19 protein-coding genes are annotated in these 20,332 nt (G+C 38.0%); 3 read left to right on the top strand and 16 right to left on the bottom strand.

The features are described from left to right. Positions 1 to 693 precede the first annotated feature (693 nt). The 5 genes from ruvB to GQR44_RS09240 all read right to left on the bottom strand — a co-directional run bounded on the left by ruvB (position 694) and on the right by GQR44_RS09240 (position 5,272). The gene (gene ruvB / locus GQR44_RS09260; protein WP_166371535.1) at positions 694 to 1,701 is read right to left on the bottom strand and encodes a Holliday junction branch migration DNA helicase RuvB; all 1,008 of its coding nucleotides are present in this window, start codon (positions 1,699 to 1,701) and stop codon (positions 694 to 696) included. Positions 1,702 to 1,801: 100 nt separating this feature from the next. After that, on the bottom strand, positions 1,802 to 2,425 hold the full coding sequence (gene ruvA / locus GQR44_RS09255) for a Holliday junction branch migration protein RuvA (protein WP_166371533.1): 624 nt from the start codon (positions 2,423 to 2,425) through the stop codon (positions 1,802 to 1,804). Positions 2,426 to 2,512: 87 nt separating this feature from the next. Next, entirely contained in the window at positions 2,513 to 3,400 is an 888-nt protein-coding gene (gene rarD / locus GQR44_RS09250; protein ID WP_166371531.1) for an EamA family transporter RarD, read from the bottom strand. An 81-nt stretch (positions 3,401 to 3,481) separates the two neighbouring features. Next, positions 3,482 to 4,003, bottom strand: coding sequence for a crossover junction endodeoxyribonuclease RuvC (gene ruvC / locus GQR44_RS09245; protein ID WP_166371529.1), 522 nt, complete (start codon positions 4,001 to 4,003; stop codon positions 3,482 to 3,484). A 327-nt stretch (positions 4,004 to 4,330) separates the two neighbouring features. Next, a complete protein-coding gene (locus tag GQR44_RS09240; RefSeq protein ID WP_166371527.1) occupies positions 4,331 to 5,272 on the bottom strand; it encodes a LysR family transcriptional regulator in 942 nt (313 codons plus the stop codon). Between the two features lie 105 nt (positions 5,273 to 5,377). On the opposite strand from GQR44_RS09240, the gene GQR44_RS09235 reads away from it, so the two are divergent. Beyond that, positions 5,378 to 6,013, top strand: a complete 636-nt coding sequence (locus GQR44_RS09235; protein WP_166371525.1) for a carbonic anhydrase — start codon at positions 5,378 to 5,380, stop codon at positions 6,011 to 6,013. An 85-nt stretch (positions 6,014 to 6,098) separates the two neighbouring features. On the opposite strand, the gene GQR44_RS09230 is transcribed toward GQR44_RS09235, so the two are convergent. The 3 genes from GQR44_RS09230 to GQR44_RS09220 all read right to left on the bottom strand — a co-directional run bounded on the left by GQR44_RS09230 (position 6,099) and on the right by GQR44_RS09220 (position 7,877). Then, complete coding sequence (locus GQR44_RS09230; protein ID WP_166371523.1) at positions 6,099 to 6,386, bottom strand: hypothetical protein; 288 nt, start codon at positions 6,384 to 6,386, stop codon at positions 6,099 to 6,101. Between the two features lie 457 nt (positions 6,387 to 6,843). Next, positions 6,844 to 7,260 (bottom strand): alternative ribosome rescue aminoacyl-tRNA hydrolase ArfB, encoded by a 417-nt coding sequence (arfB, locus tag GQR44_RS09225; RefSeq protein WP_166371521.1) that lies wholly within the window; start codon positions 7,258 to 7,260, stop codon positions 6,844 to 6,846. Beyond that, the gene (locus tag GQR44_RS09220; RefSeq protein ID WP_166371519.1) at positions 7,260 to 7,877 is read right to left on the bottom strand and encodes a tRNA-uridine aminocarboxypropyltransferase; all 618 of its coding nucleotides are present in this window, start codon (positions 7,875 to 7,877) and stop codon (positions 7,260 to 7,262) included. Before GQR44_RS09220 ends, arfB begins: the two co-directional genes overlap by 1 nt. Positions 7,878 to 7,922: 45 nt before the next feature. On the opposite strand from GQR44_RS09220, the gene rrtA reads away from it, so the two are divergent. Further along, complete coding sequence (gene rrtA, locus GQR44_RS09215) at positions 7,923 to 8,534, top strand: rhombosortase (RefSeq protein ID WP_166371517.1); 612 nt, start codon at positions 7,923 to 7,925, stop codon at positions 8,532 to 8,534. Between the two features lie 111 nt (positions 8,535 to 8,645). Here the strand turns inward: rrtA and flgL are convergent, their stop codons facing one another. The 3 genes from flgL to flgJ form a co-directional block, all read right to left on the bottom strand. Further along, on the bottom strand, positions 8,646 to 10,115 hold the full coding sequence (flgL, locus tag GQR44_RS09210; protein WP_166371515.1) for a flagellar hook-associated protein FlgL: 1,470 nt from the start codon (positions 10,113 to 10,115) through the stop codon (positions 8,646 to 8,648). A gap of 271 nt (positions 10,116 to 10,386) precedes the next feature. Next, complete coding sequence (flgK, locus tag GQR44_RS09205) at positions 10,387 to 12,402, bottom strand: flagellar hook-associated protein FlgK (RefSeq protein ID WP_166371513.1); 2,016 nt, start codon at positions 12,400 to 12,402, stop codon at positions 10,387 to 10,389. Next, on the bottom strand, positions 12,395 to 13,417 hold the full coding sequence (flgJ, locus tag GQR44_RS09200) for a flagellar assembly peptidoglycan hydrolase FlgJ (protein ID WP_166371511.1): 1,023 nt from the start codon (positions 13,415 to 13,417) through the stop codon (positions 12,395 to 12,397). Before flgJ ends, flgK begins: the two co-directional genes overlap by 8 nt. Positions 13,418 to 13,595: 178 nt before the next feature. Between flgJ and GQR44_RS09195 the strand changes: the two genes are divergently transcribed. Further along, positions 13,596 to 14,921, top strand: coding sequence for a Na+/H+ antiporter family protein (locus GQR44_RS09195; protein ID WP_166371509.1), 1,326 nt, complete (start codon positions 13,596 to 13,598; stop codon positions 14,919 to 14,921). Positions 14,922 to 15,074: 153 nt separating this feature from the next. Here the strand turns inward: GQR44_RS09195 and GQR44_RS09190 are convergent, their stop codons facing one another. The 5 genes from GQR44_RS09190 to GQR44_RS09170 all read right to left on the bottom strand — a co-directional run bounded on the left by GQR44_RS09190 (position 15,075) and on the right by GQR44_RS09170 (position 20,330). Continuing rightward, positions 15,075 to 16,199, bottom strand: a complete 1,125-nt coding sequence (locus GQR44_RS09190; RefSeq protein ID WP_166371507.1) for a flagellar basal body P-ring protein FlgI — start codon at positions 16,197 to 16,199, stop codon at positions 15,075 to 15,077. Positions 16,200 to 16,258: 59 nt separating this feature from the next. Then, entirely contained in the window at positions 16,259 to 16,936 is a 678-nt protein-coding gene (gene flgH, locus GQR44_RS09185) for a flagellar basal body L-ring protein FlgH (RefSeq protein ID WP_166371505.1), read from the bottom strand. Positions 16,937 to 16,949: 13 nt separating this feature from the next. Next, a complete protein-coding gene (flgG, locus tag GQR44_RS09180; protein WP_166371503.1) occupies positions 16,950 to 17,738 on the bottom strand; it encodes a flagellar basal-body rod protein FlgG in 789 nt (262 codons plus the stop codon). A gap of 44 nt (positions 17,739 to 17,782) precedes the next feature. After that, the gene (locus GQR44_RS09175) at positions 17,783 to 18,529 is read right to left on the bottom strand and encodes a flagellar basal body rod protein FlgF (RefSeq protein ID WP_166371501.1); all 747 of its coding nucleotides are present in this window, start codon (positions 18,527 to 18,529) and stop codon (positions 17,783 to 17,785) included. Between the two features lie 313 nt (positions 18,530 to 18,842). Then, positions 18,843 to 20,330 (bottom strand): flagellar hook protein FlgE, encoded by a 1,488-nt coding sequence (locus tag GQR44_RS09170; protein WP_166371499.1) that lies wholly within the window; start codon positions 20,328 to 20,330, stop codon positions 18,843 to 18,845. Positions 20,331 to 20,332 lie beyond the last annotated feature (2 nt).

Genomic DNA, 20,332 nt, shown 5'->3' with positions numbered 1-20,332 from the left:
TTAAATGTTTAAATCTTTAAATGTGTAAGGTGTAAAAGTTATATGTTTGAAATTTATATAAAATATTGATAAATAGTTAGCGTATTAACCACTATTAGGTGATAGCTGTATTGAAAAATAGTCACGTTCGAAAATGAGTGAAGTCGAGATGAGAATAGTATTTTTTAACTGTCTAAGCTGATCATTGTGCTCTTTAATAATAAAATTAAAGGATGAGAAAATAAAATCGAAAAAAGATGCACATTGGATAAGAAAAATTGCGCTCTTTTTAGTAATTTTTACAGTGTAGAATTGGTTAATCAAAGAAATAAATAGATATCTATTTTCAGGCAAAATATTTTTAAGCATTTTCCATTCCTTTTGAAATTAACCATCAAAAAACGAGATTAACACTTGCTTGTTAACTTAATGTAACAGCAGCAAGGAAACAAGCACATTCATTAACCAAGCTTTAACATAAAACAAACAATTATTTAACATCAATGACTTACGGGCCTATTGGACGTTATTTATACTGTTTATATTGATCTTGATCAAGTGAAAAGTATGATCTTGAATAAATAAATTAGAACTGTGAAATAGAAGAGAGTAAATTAAGATAGTCTGCATATTGAAAAGGATATCATCAATTTCAATATGCAGTAAAAGTAGAAATTAGAAATTAGAAATTAGAAATTCAGCTAAAATGTGGATCTATATTGACGGTTTATCAAAACCAAAATGTAGATAAGTACGATTAGTCGCAATTCGCCCTCGAGGAGTACGCTGCAAAAAACCTTGTTGAATCAAATAAGGCTCTAAAACATCCTCAATAGTTTCTTTTTCTTCACCAATCGCTGCTGCTAAGTTATCTAAGCCTACTGGGCCGCCTTGAAAAGTATCTAAGATAGCCATTAATAACTTACGATCCATATAGTCGAAGCCTTCATTATCTACTTCTAACATATCCAACGCTTGTTTAGCCGTTTCATCATTGATCACCGCGGCCTTTTTAACTTGTGCAAAATCACGAACTCGTCGTAATAAACGATTAGCAATACGTGGTGTACCACGTGAACGGCGCGCGACTTCAACCGCGCCTAATTCATCCATCACTAGTTGCAAATGCGAGGCACTACGCATCACAATTTTAGTTAATGATTTTAAGTCATAGTATTCTAATCGCTGCACAATCCCGAAACGGTCACGCAAAGGCGAAGTCAATGAACCGGCACGTGTTGTTGCACCAATCAGTGTAAATGGTGGTAAATCTAACTTAATAGAGCGCGCTGCCGGCCCCTCACCAATCATAATATCCAATTGGTAATCTTCCATTGCTGGATAAAGGATCTCTTCAACTACTGGACTTAAACGATGTATTTCATCAATAAACAAAACATCGTTCTCTTCAAGATTGGTTAATAACGCCGCTAAATCACCGGCTTTTTCTAAGATAGGCCCTGACGTTGTTTTAATATTGACTTCAAGTTCATTCGCAACAATATGCGATAAAGTGGTTTTACCTAAGCCTGGAGGCCCAAAAATAAGTAAATGATCCAAGGCTTCGTTCCGCTGACGAGCAGCCTCAATGAAGATCTCCATTTGCGCGTTCACTTGCGGCTGGCCTTCGTAATCAGCTAATAATTTAGGACGTATAGCCCTATCGATTAAATTATCATCGATCTTTTGCGTACCGGAAATAAGGCGATCTTCTTCAATCATGAATGACTCTATTGATGGTTAAGGTATAAGTTAAGGAATAAGTTACGATATAGGTAAAACATTAAATAAATGAAAACAGAATAAATGGATAATAAAGCATTTACATCATATTTTTTAATGAACTGCGGATCAAAGCCTCACAATCCATACCTTCTTGGTAAACTTGTTGAATGGTTTTCTCTGCCACAGCAGGCTTATAACCTAATGCTATCAATGCGCTAATCGCTTCATCTTTAGCGTTACCACTAACAAAAGTGCTTTCAAAGTCATTAGTCAGCGATAACCTATCGGATTCAGGTGTTAACAGATCAGAACCACCCCAGTTTTTCAGACGATCTTTCATTTCAACCACTAATCGCTCAGCCGTTTTCTTACCTACACCGGGTAATTTAACTAACGTACTAACTGCATCATTGTTAATACACTGCACAAACTGATTCGCCGACATGCCAGATAAAATAGCAAGGGCGAGCTTCGGCCCCACTCCATTTACTTTGATTAATTCACGGAACATTGCTCTTTCATGCTTATCGGCAAAACCATACAATAATTGTGCATCTTCCCTTACCACAAAATGCGTATAAACGACTGCTTCTTCACCCACAGCAGGTAAAGGATAAAAGGAACTCATCGGCAGTTGTATTTCATAACCAACACCGGAAACATCTAATAATATCTCAGGAGGTTGCTTTTCTAATAAAATACCGCGTAACAATCCAATCATGCTGTTCCCTGCCTTACTATTTAATAAATGATGACAAGCATAAAAAACAACTGAGTAAATATCCAGTGTTTTTTATGCTTGTTTGTTTTATTTAAACCATTTAATTAATTTACTTTCTAAAACAAACACTAATATTCCAAACCAAATACAAGCAAAGGTAAACATCTTGATAAAAGAGATAGGTTCATCGTAAACCAATACAGCGAACACAAATAATATGGAAGGTGCTAAATATTGAAAAAAGCCCAGTGTTGAAAGTGGTAAACGTAGAGCAGCTTGGCCAAAAAAGATTAATGGCAGTGCCGTCACAACACCAGCAAACATAAGCCACAGGTTAAGTGACCATGGATTAAGAAGTAGATTAGACGTTTCGCTATCTGTCATCACCACTAAATAGAAAGCCGCGATCGGTAATACCACCAGCGTCTCAATGAATAAACCTGTAATCGCTTTTACCTTTACTTTTTTACGCAATAATCCGTAGAAAGCAAAGCTGATCGGTAGTACTAATGAAACCCACGGTAATTCGCCCACTTGCCAAGCTTGTGCACTCACCCCAATAAAAGCTAATAACACCGCAAACCATTTGATACGAGACAAACGCTCACTTAAAAATACCAATCCTAAGATCACATTAATAATAGGGTTAATAAAATATCCTAAGCTCGCTTCTAACATTTTCCCGTGGTTAATCGCCCAAATAAAAACCAGCCAATTACAGCTGATTAGTAATGACGTCATGGTTAATACCAACAAGCTTTTATAGTTACGCGCAACCAGTAAAACATTAGGCCAATGTTTTAAATAAGTAATAAATAAAGCAGTCACTACAACTGACCAAATAACACGATGAGCAAGAATTTCATAAACCGGAATAAACCCTAAGTACTTAAAATAAACGGGTGCAAATCCCCACATTAAATAAGCACCTAGAGCGTATAGAATACCAACCTGCAATTCAGTTAGTTTGTTCATATGTTCTCGATAATAAGCAGTTAAGCCTGAAAAACAGGAAGTAAGATGTTAGATAAAAAGTTAAAAATAGAGTACTAACAATTAACGGAAACGGCCTCTTACCGTTTTTTTCACTTGCCCAGCCATTGCCACTAAAGATTGTGCAGTATGAGCATGGCAAATCGCCACTGCTAACCCATCAGCCGCATCAGCTTGAGGACGCCCCGATAAGTTTAATATTTGCATGACCATGGATTGCACTTGCTCTTTTGAAGCTGCTCCACTGCCCACAACTGCTTGTTTAATTTGCCTTGCTGAATATTCACACACATACAAATCAGACTGTGTTGCTGCAACCATTGCCGCCCCTCTTGCTTGACCCAGTTTTAATGCAGAATCTGGGTTCTTCGCCATAAACACTTGTTCAATAGCAAATTCAGAAGGGTTATATTGTTGGATGATTTCCGCAATACCATTAAAAATCATATTTAATTTAGGTGCGAGCGTATCACCTTTAGTGCGAATACAACCGCTGGCTAAATAAATACATTGACTGCCTTTTTGCTGGATAACACCATATCCAGTGATCCTAGACCCAGGATCTATGCCCAAAATAATACTCAACGCTATGCCGCCTTTTATGATCTCTTATTAAGATTGTTTATCGATTAAACTTGAACTGTAGTAGCCGCTCTCAAAAGTTATCTCACAGCAATAAATTTTCTTAGCCATCATCTATACCAATTCGGCAAAATAGCTGTTCACATACATAATGGAGCTAGTATGGCTATTAGACCTTTTTCATTCACGCAGGAAATAAAAACAGCAAACATAGTGACTGAACCGACGTAAAATATCCACTTAAAAAAAGCAGATGCAAAATAAGCACTGCCACAAATCAAAATACTTTAAAAAATAACAGCTTAAAGACTTAAGGGATAACTAGTTAGTTTACGTTTTTTTAAAGAAATGCTGCTCTAAAAAACGATTACGTAATGCCGGTACATTTTTTTCTGCGGATAATACAAAATCAATAAATGCCTTAGCAATCGGGGATAAATGTTTACTCTCATGGTGAACTAAATACCAACTTCTCACTAATGGGAAACCTTCCACCTTTAACTCGACTAAGATGCCAGTACTTAGCTCCAATGTAACGCTATGTTTAGAAACGACGGAAATACCTAAGTCAGCCATTACAGCTTGTTTTATCGTTTCACTATTACCTAGCGTCATATTCACTTTCAGTGGCACATTCTTATCTTTTAAAAATTGTTCAAACGCTTTGCGTGTGCCCGACCCTTTTTCTCGATGTATAAAAGCATGCTCAGATAACTCTGCTAATGGAATATGTTCTCGTTTTGCTAACGCATGCTGAGGACTGGCAATTAAAATAATCGGATTATCTACAAAAGGATATTTAGTTAATGCCATCGTTTCCGGAATTAATCCCATGATCACTAAATCATCTTTGTTTTCATGTAAGCGTTGAATAATTTGCTCTCGATTAACAATATCAAGATGGAAGTTAACTTTGGGATGTAATTTATGAAAAGCCCCGAGTAAATGTGGCGTAAAATATTTAGCACTGGTCACTGCAGATAAACAAAAATCACCGGTTAACTCCCCCTTCAAAGCACTTAGGGTCATATCAATATTATCAAAACTGATAAACAACTCATCGCAAAATGTTTTTAACTCTTTACCAGCAGGAGTCAGGAATAACGTTTTACCTATCTTTTCAAAAAGGAATATATCCAAGTTATTTTCAAGCTGCTTCAATTGAATACTCACAGCGGGTTGCGATAAACCTAGCTTATCCGCCGCTTTGGTATAATTCATGGAAATAGCGACTTGACGAAACACTTTTAATTGATGAAGAGTAGCGCGCATATTTAATCATTAACCTTTGTTTATGGTAAAAATAAAATTTATTAATTTTTATTAATGAAGTTTATCCTCTATTATCAGCATTATGTCAATAATAAGGAAAATTCTATGTCTGCTGCTGATAAATTAATTGCAGGATACCAACGCTTTCGTGAAGGTTACTATCAAGAAAACCAAGCTCAGTTATTTAAATTAGCTGACGAAGGCCAATCCCCTAAAATAGCAATAGTAAGCTGTTCTGATTCTCGCGTTGACCCAACCATTATATTAGATTGCGAACCTGGCGATTTATTTGTTATTCGAAACGTGGCAAATTTGGTTCCACCCTGTGAAGATACTGATAATTTTCACGGTACCAGTGCTGCATTGGAATTTGCCGTCACAGGCCTTGAAGTTGAAAGTATTATTGTTTTAGGGCACACCCAATGTGGTGGTATTAAAGCATTGATGGATAGTGCAGGGAAAAAAGTCGATAAAAGCTTTATCTCAAAATGGATGCTACAACTTGAGCATGTTCGTGATGATATTATTGCGGACACAGAATTAAAAGACCAAGCAAGTCGCTATAGTTGCTGTGAACAAAAAGGCGTTCAACAATCTTTAGATAATTTAATGACCTTCCCGTGGATTAAAAAGCGTGTTGAATCAGGAGATTTAAAACTACATGGATGGCGCTACGATCTTTACAGTTCAGAACTGTGTGCATTAGACGAAAAAAGCGGAGAATTTGTTCGCATTAGCTAGTGCTAATAAAATAAAGAGCTGTTAATACAGCTCTTTATAAAATTGATAACATTTTTAAAATACAACTCGAGTTGATACAGTAAACTTAATCGTCGTAACCAAAGTCAGTATCAGAGTCATAATCATCACTACTGGTATTGATATATAACCCATCTTCTAACTCTTCAAAGCCACTCGGCATTTGCACTACAAACTCATCGGCATCGACATCAAACGTAGCAACTACTTCAGGTAATTCATCGGTTTCAACATGAATGAAACGATATTGTTCTCCTGATTGATTCGCATCTTCCCAGATAAAATCATCGGCATCCAAAGTATACTCTTCTTCTGTATCTTCATTACGAAGTGCATAAAAACCCATTAACGACATAACTATCCCTTCTTAAATTAACAACTCTTTTAAATTAAACTAACAACACTAAATGGCAATTTTATGACACCAATAAATAACATAGTGCTTAACACTTAATAAACTATTCTGTGTGGTACATTTTGTCAAAACCCAATTAGGGTTAGATAATAGACCCATGATACTTTAAGGTACAAAGTCAGCAAGGAAAACTAGTGCCAAGATGATAGGCATAAAGTTAATTTTCGAGAGATAGTCACTCTACATGGAGACTTTATAACAACCCAAACTGGTGGTATTGCCCCTGATATTCAGATCCCGTGCAAGACAAATACCTTAAAGTGGCGTGGGTATAAATCTATTCAGTAATCTATCTACCCAGTAACCTATCTACTTACTGCCCTTGTTGTTCCTAATATTTCTAAAGCACCTAATGTTTCTAAAGCTCCTAATATTTCTAAAGCTTCTGCAATTTCAATTAATCAGTGACTTTCCCTCGCAACGCTTTGTTATTGCCCACTCGTTTTTTATCATCAACTCGACGTTTTTTTGCATTACGAGAAGGTTTTGTCGCCTTTCTTGATTTTTGTATCTTAACGGCACTTAAAATCAGTTCTTTTAAGCGGGCTAAGGCCTCTTCTCTATTTTTTTCCTGAGTACGATGTACTTGCGCTTTTAATATAATAACGCCATCTTCCGTGACTCTATGATCAGATAACGCTAATAGGCGCTGTTTATAAAAATCAGGCAGAGTAGAACTTTTAATATCAAAACGTAAATGTATGGCAGAGTTAACTTTATTTACATTTTGCCCACCAGCGCCCTGTGCTCGAATCGCGGTTAATTGCAATTGCCAGTCGGCAATTTCTACACCTGCAGATATTTGTAATGGCATTAAACATCACCTCCTTTAAGCGGGTCTAAGTAATGTTTCTGATATACCTCAGCAGGCATACTTGCGATTTGAAAGTCGATCATTTTATTAAACGAATCCAATAAAGGAATGAATTTAGTATGATCATTTTCTAATGCGGATAATAAAGCATAACCAGCTTCCACCGTCGATAAACCATCTTCTCGGGGGGATTTTCTAATACGATAATTACTTTTATCTGTGACATCCATCATCACTTTCGGTAATGCTTGTAAAAAAGGATTATTCATTAATAACTTATAAGCCTTTTTCCAACTTCCATCGAGTAATATAAATTGCGTATTAGCATCTATTTTTTGCTTTTCCTGTAAGGTTGATACTGTATTAGCCTGCTCATCGGGAAACACTAAGAACGTATTATCAAGGTCAAAATCAGTCGCTTCAAAGGTATCTGCCGTAGTTATTTTTACTCGTGACAAAGATAACGCTAAAATTCGTGCCGTGCCGATCGCTTTATGTTGTTCACTTGGGTCTTGCAAAACATGTAAAAAGTGTTGATTATCAAGCACACAAATTGAGGCACAAATACACGCAGGCAATGCTTTATTACATTGGCTGCAAACCGCTCTTTTACTCATTATTTGTTTCAACTTTTTTTAAGGTTCATTTTTTAAGGTTAATTAATGCGTTCAATATGGATTAACAACGCTATTATTTTGACACTCTGTTTATTGGTATTTATTTTTCAAGCAGAGAGTCATCAATGGTTAGCATATTATCACAGCGATATTGAAAAGGGCCAATGGTGGCGTTTACTGACGGCACATATTTGCCACACTAACGGTTACCATTTAATACTTAATGGCATAGGGTTAGCTGTAGTTAGTGCTTTATTTTTGGATACTTTTAAAACTGTTTCTTTAATCTTTTCAGCATGCTTCAGCGCGATTTTTATTAGTATTTGTTTATTATTACTAGAGCCAGACTTGCAATGGTATGTGGGCTTATCCGGCGTATTACATGCACTATTTGCCATCGGAGTGTGTGATGAATTAAAAAAAGGAGATAGATGGGGAATAGTTTTAGGATTGGGTTTTATCACTAAAATTGCATTTGAACAGTTTAATGGCCCTTCACTTATGACTGAATCATTAATTGCCGCCACAGTATTTATTAATGCTCACTTATATGGTGCGATTGCAGGTGTTGTATATTTTTTAATGATTCCACTCTGGCAAAAAATGCTTGTTACGGCAAAACGTGCGATAAAAAATAGTGTTAAAAATAACGAATGATAGGCTATAAATAACAAGAAAATAAAAGCGATATGCGATGTGTCTGTATACGAAAACCTTCGCTTAGCAGAATGACATTATTATTACCTATGTTAATTATCGCTTCTATTTTTAGATCAAGTTAAACAAACTGAGTTGTTGCAGTTGTACGTATGTTTTTTGAGAGATCTCTAACATACTATATTGTTCTTGATATTCACTGATCGCAGCCGCCATATCTAAGTCTTCTAAACTGGATAACGTAGTCTGAGCGGTTAAATTAAAGTCCAATGTTGATTCACGTTGATTATCAATGGTTCTTAATCGTGCACCCACTGAACTTTGTGTACTCATCACGTTATCCATTGCACCATCAATTTGTAACAATGAATTACTAAATGCACTATTACGTGCAGCCGTAGCTGTTTTATCGGTACCGGGAATGCGCAAAGCATCAATAGAACTCTGTAGCGTTGCAAAAATATCTTTTTCTTCACTTTGACGTAAGGTAAAAGAATCCCCATCAACTACATCTCCTTTAAGCTCAGTTTTAATGCCGTTGAATGTAATCGCTTTACCGTCTTCATAGGGTGTTGGTTCTACAAACTTGGTTAGCGCGTAACTATCACTATCATCAGGAAGACCATTAACTTCAAATGTGATGCCGTTTATGTTAAAGGATTCTGCTTTGCTATATTCATTGACAGCAGTTGCATCATAAACATCAGGATTCGATGATTGACCATTAACGATTATATAAAACTCATCAGGCGTACTTGTTTCTGAAAATTGAATTTCTACCGTTCCAGAGATTGAAGCATCAACGCTACTAATCCTGACATCCGCTTCACCCGAGACAGTTTTTTCTTTTAACCCATAAACAGAATATTCTGGACCATCGGTACCATCAGTAATTGCAATTGTATAGTCTTGATCGAGGTAATCACGCGCAGCGTTTGTATCAGCAACACTACCTTGACTAATCTCTGCACCACCTTGGTTTTCCGAACCAACCTCTGAAACGAAAGTACCATTACCTTCAGCTATATTCATAAAAACGTTAGCGCCGGAATCATTACCTTGAATCGACACTCCAGAGCCTATTCTATAGTCTCGTTCACCACTGTCTCCATGATATATAACTTGGCCAAACTCATTCTTTTGAAAAGGTTGTGTGTCCACTTCAAAGCCTGCGAAGATATATTGGCTGTTACCATCTTTGGTATTAGCAACCCCCATCAACTCATCACGTAAATTTTCAAGTTCGACAGCAATAGCTTCTCGATTTGATTCATTCATGGTGCCGTTACTACCGCTCACCATCAATTCGCGCGCTCGTTGTAAAATATTAGTACTCTGCGTAAGTGCAGTATCAATTAACTCGTTAGCGGACTCGGCCATTTTCCCATTTTCAATGAATTGTTCGCCCACGGAGATATCTTGCTTTAAGCGTTGTATGGTGGCAATAGCAACAGGATCATCACTAGCATGAATCACCCGTTTTTGGCTCGCCATATGCAAGTTTTGGTCACTTAACACAGACTGTTGTGACATTAATGAACTAGTATTACGCATAAAAAGCATTTGAGATGAAATTCGCATACGGCCTCTCTGATTTCTTTTTGAGCTTGACGCTCACCTATTTAATTAAAATGCAAAAATCACGCCAGTATGGTTATAAAACAGCTAAAAAAGGTAAAGAGGGTAATTTTAGAAGTATACGAAGGATTAAAAAGGATCACTGTATAAATAACAGATACAGCTACTTTGGAAAAAGTTAAAAATAAATCTGTCTTTTAAAGTACGGCCTTGAATAGATTGTTTTAGCATTATCACCCAGATGTAAAAACAGCATTTGGATGATAACGAGATATTATCGAGCCGCCTGTAAAATAGTGTCAAATAATTCACTAGCAATGGTAATAACACGTGCAGCTGCACTGTAGTGTTGTTGATACATTAGTAGGTTTGCTGCTTCTTCATCCATATTCACTCCACTCACCGATTGAATACGTTCAAAAGATTGATTTTTTAATATTGCTGAAGATTGCATCGCTACATCTGCGTTTGCTGTTTTAGCGCCTATCTCGGAAATCATTTCACTATAAACATCTTGAAAGGTCGACTTACCGTCATTCATTATTTTAGTATTTTGCAGATCAGACATAGCTAAAATATTTCGATTATCACCTGCACCTGTTTCATTATAATTTAATGTGATCTCATCACCGGCAACGGGTATACCTTTTTCCATTTCTACCTTAACGCCACCAAATTCAAGTGTAGCTTTGCCAGTTAAAGGGTCAATTATAGCGGTTAACTCTGGTGTGTTAATTTGATTGTCATTTTTATCAAAAATATTATAAAAAACTTCGCTGGTAGTTGTATTCGTTGATATTTTAATTGTTATTGGACTATCTTCATCCATATAATTAGGGTCACCTTTATCAACAATGCCACTGACATGAAATGTTGCAGTGCCATTATTGGTATCGCTAACTACCGCTTTAATTTCCGCGTCTGCAACGGCTACTTTTGTAGGGTCTGTCTCATCTAAACTAGCTTGCTGAGCCCCTAAACGTGTTGGACGCAAGGTGAATTCTTTACCGACCTGTAATGGTTCTGAAGCTGAAATTGAATCGATTCCAATACTAATGCCTGCTCCAGGAATCTCAATACGCTTATCATTTGTCAAGTCTGTGATGGAAACAGTTTGAGTTTCGCCGGTGGTATTGTTGGTAACAGAAAATGTAAGATCTATACCAGGATCATTAGGAATTACTTTTAATGAGAATTCATCGGCAGATAACTCGCTTAAATCATCAATACGCACACTTAATGTGGCTTCACCTTTACCATCAGCATGACTTAATACACGGCTTTTCATGGCCTGATCACTATTAATATCATTAAATAATGCCGCACCAATCTCGCCGTCTAAGGTTTGACCTTGTTGTTGCTGCTCATTGATAGCGTGGGTTAAACCGATTACATTCTGGCCTAACTGATTAAATGCACGCTCTATTTCATTTTCACGAGTTTCAAATAACGCACTGACTTTCCCCCCAAACTTACTACCATCAACTGGCGATGTTTTACCATTATTGCTTAATGCTAGTTCTTTTCGAGCGGGATCTGGGTCTCCGTTAATCGCAACAATAGATTGAGATTGAACACCCATCACTAAACCTTGGCCGCTACCGATATAAATATTCACCATATTATTATCCGCTTCAAGCACGGAGACATTAACGTATTCACTTAAGGCGGTAATTGCCTGATCACGTCTATCTAATAAATCATTAGCATCTCCGCTACTGTCAGAACTAGACACAGTAAGAATACGACTATTTAATGTCGCAATATTGTCAGCGAGTTCAGTGATCGCCGCGGCAGAATTCTCAATATCATTATTAACACCACTGTATTGCGTTTCTAATTGTTGATACAGCGTATTGTATTGATTGATCATATTCGATGCATCTTCAAGGAATACTGCACGCGTTTCTATTGTATTCGGATGATCTGCAACATCGCCTAGTGAAGAAAATAAACTAAGAACGGACTTAGCAACAGAGGTGCTTTCGTTCGAGAGTAATTTATCTAATTGGCTCGCTTGCGTGTAACTCACTTCGTTATAAGCGTGATCCGAGGTATTAATAATGTTTTCTTTAAATGCAAATTGATCATAGGCACGGTCAATTCCGTTGATAATAGAGCCATTACCAATAAAATTGGCCCCTAATTTTTGTGCCTGTGCACTGGTAATGTCAACAGTTTGACGAGAGTAGCCTTCCGTACTCACATTACTAATATTGTGACTGGTAGTTGCTAGACTTGCCTGTGAAGAGTAGATCCCCGACAGTCCAATTTGGAATAAATCAGCCATTGTTATTATCTCCCGCAACAACCGATTGGAAGTTATCGCTGTTCATAATCGCTTTAATTTTATCTGCATATTGCGGATCGGTTGCATAACCCGCTTGTTGTAACTCTTCAATATAACGATCTGCGTTCTCACCTTGCTGTAAAGCTTGCTCGTAGCGTTTATTGTTACTAATAAAATTCGTATAATCTTTAAAACTTTCATGTAGATTTTCGTAAACTCGAAAATTAGAACGACGCTGTACACCAACACCATCTTCAACCTCTAAACTGCTTTTATTAACGCTTTCACCCTGCCAACTATTGTGAGATTTAATGTTAAACAGATTGAAACTACTTTGCTGATTGGCAGTTTGTAGCACTTTTTTACCCCAGCCTGTTTCCAATGCAGATTGAGCGACTAAAACCTCAGGTGAAATACCTAAAGACTTAGCTGCTTTTTGTGCATAGGGTAACAATGTGGCAATAAAGGACGATGGCGAACTAAAGTCAATTTTCTGTGCGCTAGCATTTGTATTAACATCATCGGCACTCTCCGCTTTCTGTTGCAATGCACTATCATTGATTTTTGTTTGTAATGACGCCTGTAATTGATCTGGCTTTTTAAAGTCAGTAGTGCTTTCTTTTGTTGTTAAACTCATCATTTCAGGCTCTTGCTCAGGCATCATTAGTTGATCCTGTGGCACTGACTGTGGGCGTACCATAGATGTTGGGTCTAACTGCCTAACTAATGCATCAGCGAGTCCTAGCGAACCGTGACGACTGATATCAACGGCTAACTGCTTATCTTGCATATCCGTATAAAATTTTGTTTGTTGGTTATTAAAGGGACTTTCAGTTTCAAAGGCAGCGTTAGCTTCACGCATTGATTTAATTAACATCGATGCAAACATAGACTCAAACTGATTCGCGACTTCACGGATCGTTTCTTTGTCATTGGTCTTGGTTTTTTGACGCAACTGCTCTAATCCTTGTAGATCAAAGTAATTACTTGCCTGTGTTACCGTTTGATTGCTCATTAACAGCCCCTATTTATACCGTTAAACTAATAAAGCAAAATAGGTGCCAACAGTTCCAATTAGAACTATAACTACCTTTTTTCTGATTAATAATAAAAAGGAGGTTAGTTTTCTCAGCAAAGTAGTGCTGCATCACGTAGAATGCCTGCGATTTTTACCCTACCCACAAGGAATAGTTATGCTTAACCCTGTTTTACTGGCGGTATGTATCATGCTTATTTTATCCATGATGCGCATTAATGTTGTTATTGCACTGACACTCAGTGCTCTAATTGGAGGTTTAACGGCTGGTTTATCTCTGCCTGATACCATCTCTGCATTTGAAAGTGGCCTAGGTGGCGGTGCAACTATTGCATTGAGCTATGCTATGTTAGGTGCCTTTGCCGTTGCGATTTCTAAATCAGGTATTACTGATTTATTATCACAAGCGATTATTAAACGCTTAAACGGAGAGCAGACACAACAAGTGTCTACAACCATCAAATACACTGTATTTACCGTTATCCTATTGATGACAATCGCATCACAAAATGTGATCCCTGTGCATATCGCATTTATCCCTATCTTAATACCGCCGTTACTGGGTGTGCTTAATAAATTACGAGTGGACAGACGTTTAGCCGCTTGTATTCTAACCTTTGGTTTAGTGACTCCTTACATGGTGTTACCCATCGGTTTTGGTGGTATTTTCTTAAATAACATTCTTTTAAAAAACTTACATGACAATGGCTTAGAGGTCACAGCAGCACAGGTACCGACAGCGATGCTTTTACCTGCAATGGGTATGATTGTGGGTTTATTAACAGCGGTTTTTATTAGCTACCGTAAACCGCGTGTATACCAAGAAAAAGTAGCTAATTCAAAAGCGGCGGAATTAAAGGTACTGGATAAACGCCATATTATTGTTGCTTTATTAGCAATTATTGCAACCTTAACTGTACAACTATTAACGGGGTCAATGATTGTTGGCTCGCTAGCGGGTTTCAGTGTATTCACCTTGGGTGGCGTCATTGCTTGGAAAGAAACCCATGATGTATTCACTAAAGGTGTACACATGATGGCAATGATTGGTTTTATCATGATTGCCGCTGCAGGTTTTGCCGCAGTAATGAAAGCAACTGGCAGTGTGGAAACATTAGTAGAAGCATTATCTTCAGGTATTGGAGAGAACAAATCCTTAGCTGCAATATTAATGCTAGTGATTGGATTGTTAGTCACCATGGGTATAGGCTCTTCATTTTCAACTATCCCTATTATTGCCACTATTTATGTCCCTCTAGCGATAGCATTTGGCTTCTCTCCAATGGCCATTATTGCATTGGTAGGAACAGCGGCTGCATTGGGTGATGCCGGTTCACCTGCATCAGACTCAACATTAGGGCCGACGTCAGGCCTTAATGCTGATGGTGAACATGACCATATCCGTGACACTGTTATTCCAACTTTTCTACATTACAATCTTCCGTTAATCGCCTTTGGTTGGATAGCGGCAATGACCCTGTAATAAGCACAGAGAAAAATAGTTTAAGAGCGACTTGCTGATATTGATCACGCGATAGCCCTTAACGTAAAAAGGGAAAACCATTGGTTTTCCCTTTTTTGTATCCGCATACTTTTTTGTACACGTATAAATGAATGATTCCATTACCGATAAAGATTAAATAATAACTAGCTCACCTTGTAAGGCACCCGCTTGTTTTAATGCTTCTAGTATCGCCATTAAATCACCAGGCGCAAGCCCTACTTCATTCACTGCACGTACTAAATCATTTAGACTAATTCCCGTATCAAATCGAAACATACGGCTATCTTCCTGAGTAACATTAACAATACTATTTTCAACTACTTCAGTATCACCACCAGCAAATGGGTTTGGTTGCACCACGTCTTTGTTTTCACTAATCGTGACACTAATACCACCATGAGTAATAGCTGTTGGTAATAACCGAACATCTTGCCCAACTACTATTGTACCTGTACGTGAGTTAACAATGATTTTTGCCCCTGAACGTGCAGGGCTAAACTCTAGATTTTCTAGTGTTGATAAATAAGAAACACGTTGTGAGATATTGCGCGGCGCTAACACCTGAACTGACGTTGCATCTAATAAACTGGCCGTATTAGGACCCACTAAGTTATTAATCGTATCTGCCATCAATTTTGCCGTAGTAAAATCAGAGTCATGCAGGTTAAAAGTAATAGTATCGCCCTGTCCAAAAGGAGAAATAACTTCTCGCTCAACAATGGCACCATTTGCAATACGACCAACGGTAGGTGTATTGATCACTACTTTCGAACCGTCAGCACCTTCAGCGCCAAGCCCTCCAACAACAAGACTCCCCTGTGCTAGCGCATAAACCTTACCATCAACCCCTTTCAAAAAGGTCTGTAACAACTCCCCCCCACGTAAACTTTTTGCTTCACCAATTGCTGACACAGTGATGTCAATTTTCTGACCTCGTTTAGCAAAGGCTTTTAATTCCGCAGTGATAGCCACTGGCGCAACATTTTTAATCTTTAAAGTTTGACCTTGTGGAATATTGATCCCAAAATTTCTTAACATGGTCGCGAAGGCTTGCTCAGTAAATTTACTACTTTTTTCACCCGTGCCCGGTAAACCGACTACCAAACCATAACCAACTAATTGGTTGCTTCGAACCCCTTGCACACTGGCAATATCTTTGATTCGCGCCGCATCCGCTGTATTAACCAACAGCGATAGGGTTAAACCTAAGCATGCTGAAAAAAAACAGTTCGCTGTTCCTTTTGATGAAAATAGCATATAACTCTCCTTACCTTATCGCTTATGTAAATAATATCGCTGATGCAAATAAATGACTTTTAGAACGGCCAATAAGGGCCATTAAAGAATGCAGTTAACCAACCTTGGCTTTGTGTATTAGCAAAGGTGCCGGTGCCGCCATATTGAATGCGAGCATTGGCAACATGGGTTGATGAAACCGAATTATCAGAACTAACATCTTCGGAGCGAATTACGCCACGTATGCGTACAAACTCTTCACCATTATTTAGCATCAGCCATTTTTCACCGCGAATTTCTAGATTACCATTACTTAAAACGCGTGTTACGTTAACCGTGATACTGCCTTTTAAACTATTGCTTTGGTCTGCATCGGCATCTCCGGCAAAACCACTGTCTTGAGAAATACCTCCCCCAAAACCAAAACCAGGTACAAGTGAGCCACTAGGTAACGTAATATCGTCGACACTCATTTTATACGAATTACTTTTATCCAAACTGGTGCCAGCTTGTTTAGTGGCCTTGGTTGATTCTTCTAGATTCACGGTGATAATGTCACCAACGCGATGCGCTTTAATATCTGAATAAAGGTTATTAGCATAACTCTCTTGAAATAAAGACCCTGTAGTGACCACATTTAAGTCTGCTTCAAGTGGCTCTACCGGTGCATATTCAGGGTCATTCTTCACTTCTTGATTGGGTAGTGAAGTACAACCTACGACGCTAAATATTGCACATAAAATTATAATATTTCTCATATTAACCACCTATTTATAGCTGTTGGCTAACGTAAGAGAGCATTTCATCAACCGCTGAAATTACTTTTGAGTTCATTTCGTAAACACGCTGACTCTCGATCAAGTTAACCAGTTCTTCTGTTACGTTAACATTAGACGTTTCCAACATTCCCTGACGAATAAAACCTAATCCGTCACCACCCGGTACGCCTTCAATAGGAGCTCCAGAAGCCCCTGTTTCTGCGTATAAATTTTGCCCTAAAGGCTCTAAACCAGATGAGTTAATAAAATCATTCACATTTAATTGCCCAACCACTTGGTTTTCGGCTTGACCGGCAATACTCACTGACACTTCACCTTCAGCACCAATACTAATCGTTTGCGCATTTTCAGGAATTTGAATTTGTGGTAATAATGGATAACCAGAACCTGGCGTTACCATGACCCCTTCTTCATTAAGCATGAATTGACCGTTACGCGTATACGATGAACTTCCATCTGGCATTTCTATTTCAAAAAAACCACGACCATCAATCATCACATCTAAGGAGTTATTAGTGGTTAATGCATTACCCTGTGTAAAGTTCTTTTGTACCGCGACAACCTTCGCACCAGAGCCAAGCATTAACCCCGAAGGAAGCTTAGTATTTTGTGTTTCATTAGCACCTGGTTGGTTAACCGTTTGATATAACAGATCTTCAAAAATGGCACGACTCTTTTTAAAACCAACGGTACTTGCATTGGCTAAGTTATTTGAAATAGTTGCGACGTTAGTTTGCTGTGCATCTAACCCTGTTTTACTGATCCATAAAGCGGAATGCATAACCTTTCTCCTTAAAATTCTTTAATAATGCGTAGACTAATGACTTAAGACATTCGAAGTAGAGATTCAGAACTTTTATCTATCTCTTCGGCTTTTTTCATCATCTTAATTTGCATTTCAAAACTACGTTGTAAGTTAATTAAACTGGTTAACTCACTACTTAAATTAACGTTTGATGACTCTAGAGCACCGTTAGCGACAACCACATCATTTGAAACTTGTAACGGTTGACCATCAATACGGCGGAATAAACCATCTGAACCACGCATTAAATCTTTGATATCTGGATTAACTAATTTTAATTTAGCGATGTCTTCCATTGCATCTGCAGGTGCACCTTCAGGACGAACCTCAATCATGCCGTCTTTACGAATATTGAATTTTTCAATGGGCATCGGGATATAAATATTATTGCCAGTTTCATCCATCACTTCTTGGCCATTGGCGTCAATTAAAAAGCCTTCTGCAGTGATATTAAAATCACCACTACGTGTTAACCCTTCGTCACCCGCTTCGGATTTAACAACAAACCACCCCTCACCTTCTACGGCAACATCTAACTCTCGTCCGGTATCATGAACAATGCCACTGTCAAAATTTTGTCCTGGTGACTCGGTAAGCGCAAAGACTCGTGTTGGTAAGCCTTGCCCGTGAACTTGCATACTACGAGCTTGCTCAAAACTGGCCTTAAACCCTGTTTTACTGGCATTTGCTAAGTTATTACTGTGAATAGCTAACGCATTCATGGTCTCTTTAGCGCCTGACATTGAAACATAAAGAAAATTATCCATTTTTGACTTCCTTAACTATTAACCGCTTAATTCATAACAATGGCAATTGCCGCATTATTTATTGTGTTTTTTTCTTGATACATTCATAAATGCAATCGTTATGCCAACAAAATAAAAATGAGGAAGCTAAGCAGCAAATACAACTAAAGTTAGGGAGGGAGAAGACTTAGCTTTTAGATCTTAAAATATGGGAATGCAGGAAAGCAGGAAGACTGAAATGCTCAAGCATTTAAATAATATGGACGTTAACTTTTAAATAACAAAAACGCACCGAGAAGGGTGCGTTTTAGGAATCATTAACTAATTTATAAAATTAACGAATTTGTAAAATAGTTTGTTGTAATTCGTTACTGATCTCTAATGAACGAGAGTTAGCTTGGAAGTTACGTTGCGCAGAAATCAAGTCCACCAGCTCAGTTGTTAAATCAACGTTAGATTGCTCTAGGGCAGCAGAGTTAATGAGACCAAATGAACCTTCCCCCCCTTCTCCTGCAATGGGTTCGCCCGAACTTTGCGAAGCACTCCAGCTTGACCCTGTTTGTGCTAACCCTTGTTCATTACGAAAGCGCACCATAGCAACACGCGCAATAGGATCAGACGTACCGTTACTATAAGTTGCTTCTACTAATCCATCATCACCAATTTCAACACCAGTCAAACGACCAACAGTTAAACCATTTTGTTCTAATGAAGTCACCCCAAACGATGAGGCATTTTGTGTAGGGGCCACAAACTTAAGTGTAATTTGTTGTTCTCCATCAGTTCCTTCTTTCAACAATCCGGCTCCATTTTTTCCAAGAGTTTCAAATTCAAGTACTTCAGGGATACTAGTTATATACTTACCAGAAGAGTCAAAGCTAAGAACGACGCCATGTTGAGCTGTAACAGAACCATCATCGTGTGTAAAAGAATATTCTGTACTTTTCGTTAATGGGCTATATGTGGGATTATCATCTTCATCTAGTACTGGGTTATCATCTGCATCAAGAACCGCTTCGAAATCAAATTCACCATCTCCAATATCCTCACTATCCTCATTGGTAGCACCTGTAATATCATATTTATAACCAATAGTATCAGACGCATTTTTAGGGTCGATTGGAACGCCATCAATCGTCATATAAGCTACCCATTGGCTCATGCCATCTGCAGAAGCATTTTCTGGTTTAACATAATAAGTATTCATCGTACGCGCTTCACCCAATGAATCATAAACAGTTACTGAAGTAGCGTTATTATAGGTACCAGGGTCTTTAGGATTAAACTTAGTAGGATCTAGCGCTTCATCACTAGACGGTAAATTTAACGTTATTTCTACACTAGACGTAGCTTCAGGGTCGCCTGCGGTTTCTGGCAATTGAATCGGTTCTGTTGTACTTAAACTAACCGATGAAGAAGTCCCATCATCATTAACAGGAAAAGCTTGTAAGTAATTGCCGCTGTTATCAACAATATAATTTTCATCATTTAATTTAAAAGTACCGGCACGCGTATAACTTAAATCTTTATCGTCAATGCCACTGGCCGTGGCAAAGAACCCACTACCTGTAATAGCTAGATCCAATGGATTATCGGTAAATTTTAAACTACCTTGGTGAAATTGTTGTGCAACGGCGGCAACGGAAGTACCGTCACCCACTTTGGTCGCACTGTTAGAAAATAGAGAGTTTGCGTAAACGCTATCGAACTCGGCGCGAGACTCTTTAAAACCAACGGTATTTACATTTGCAATATTATTTGACGTTGTGTCTAAATCAGTCTGAGCTGCCGCAATTCCGCTTAATGCTACATTAAATGACATAG

Origin of the sequence: Psychromonas sp. SA13A, assembly GCF_011378715.1 — a bacterium.
In the GTDB taxonomy this organism is placed as follows: Bacteria; Pseudomonadota; Gammaproteobacteria; order Enterobacterales; family Psychromonadaceae; genus Psychromonas.
Note: the sequence above shows the minus strand (reverse complement) of the source record. Positions and strands in the feature narration are given on the sequence as shown.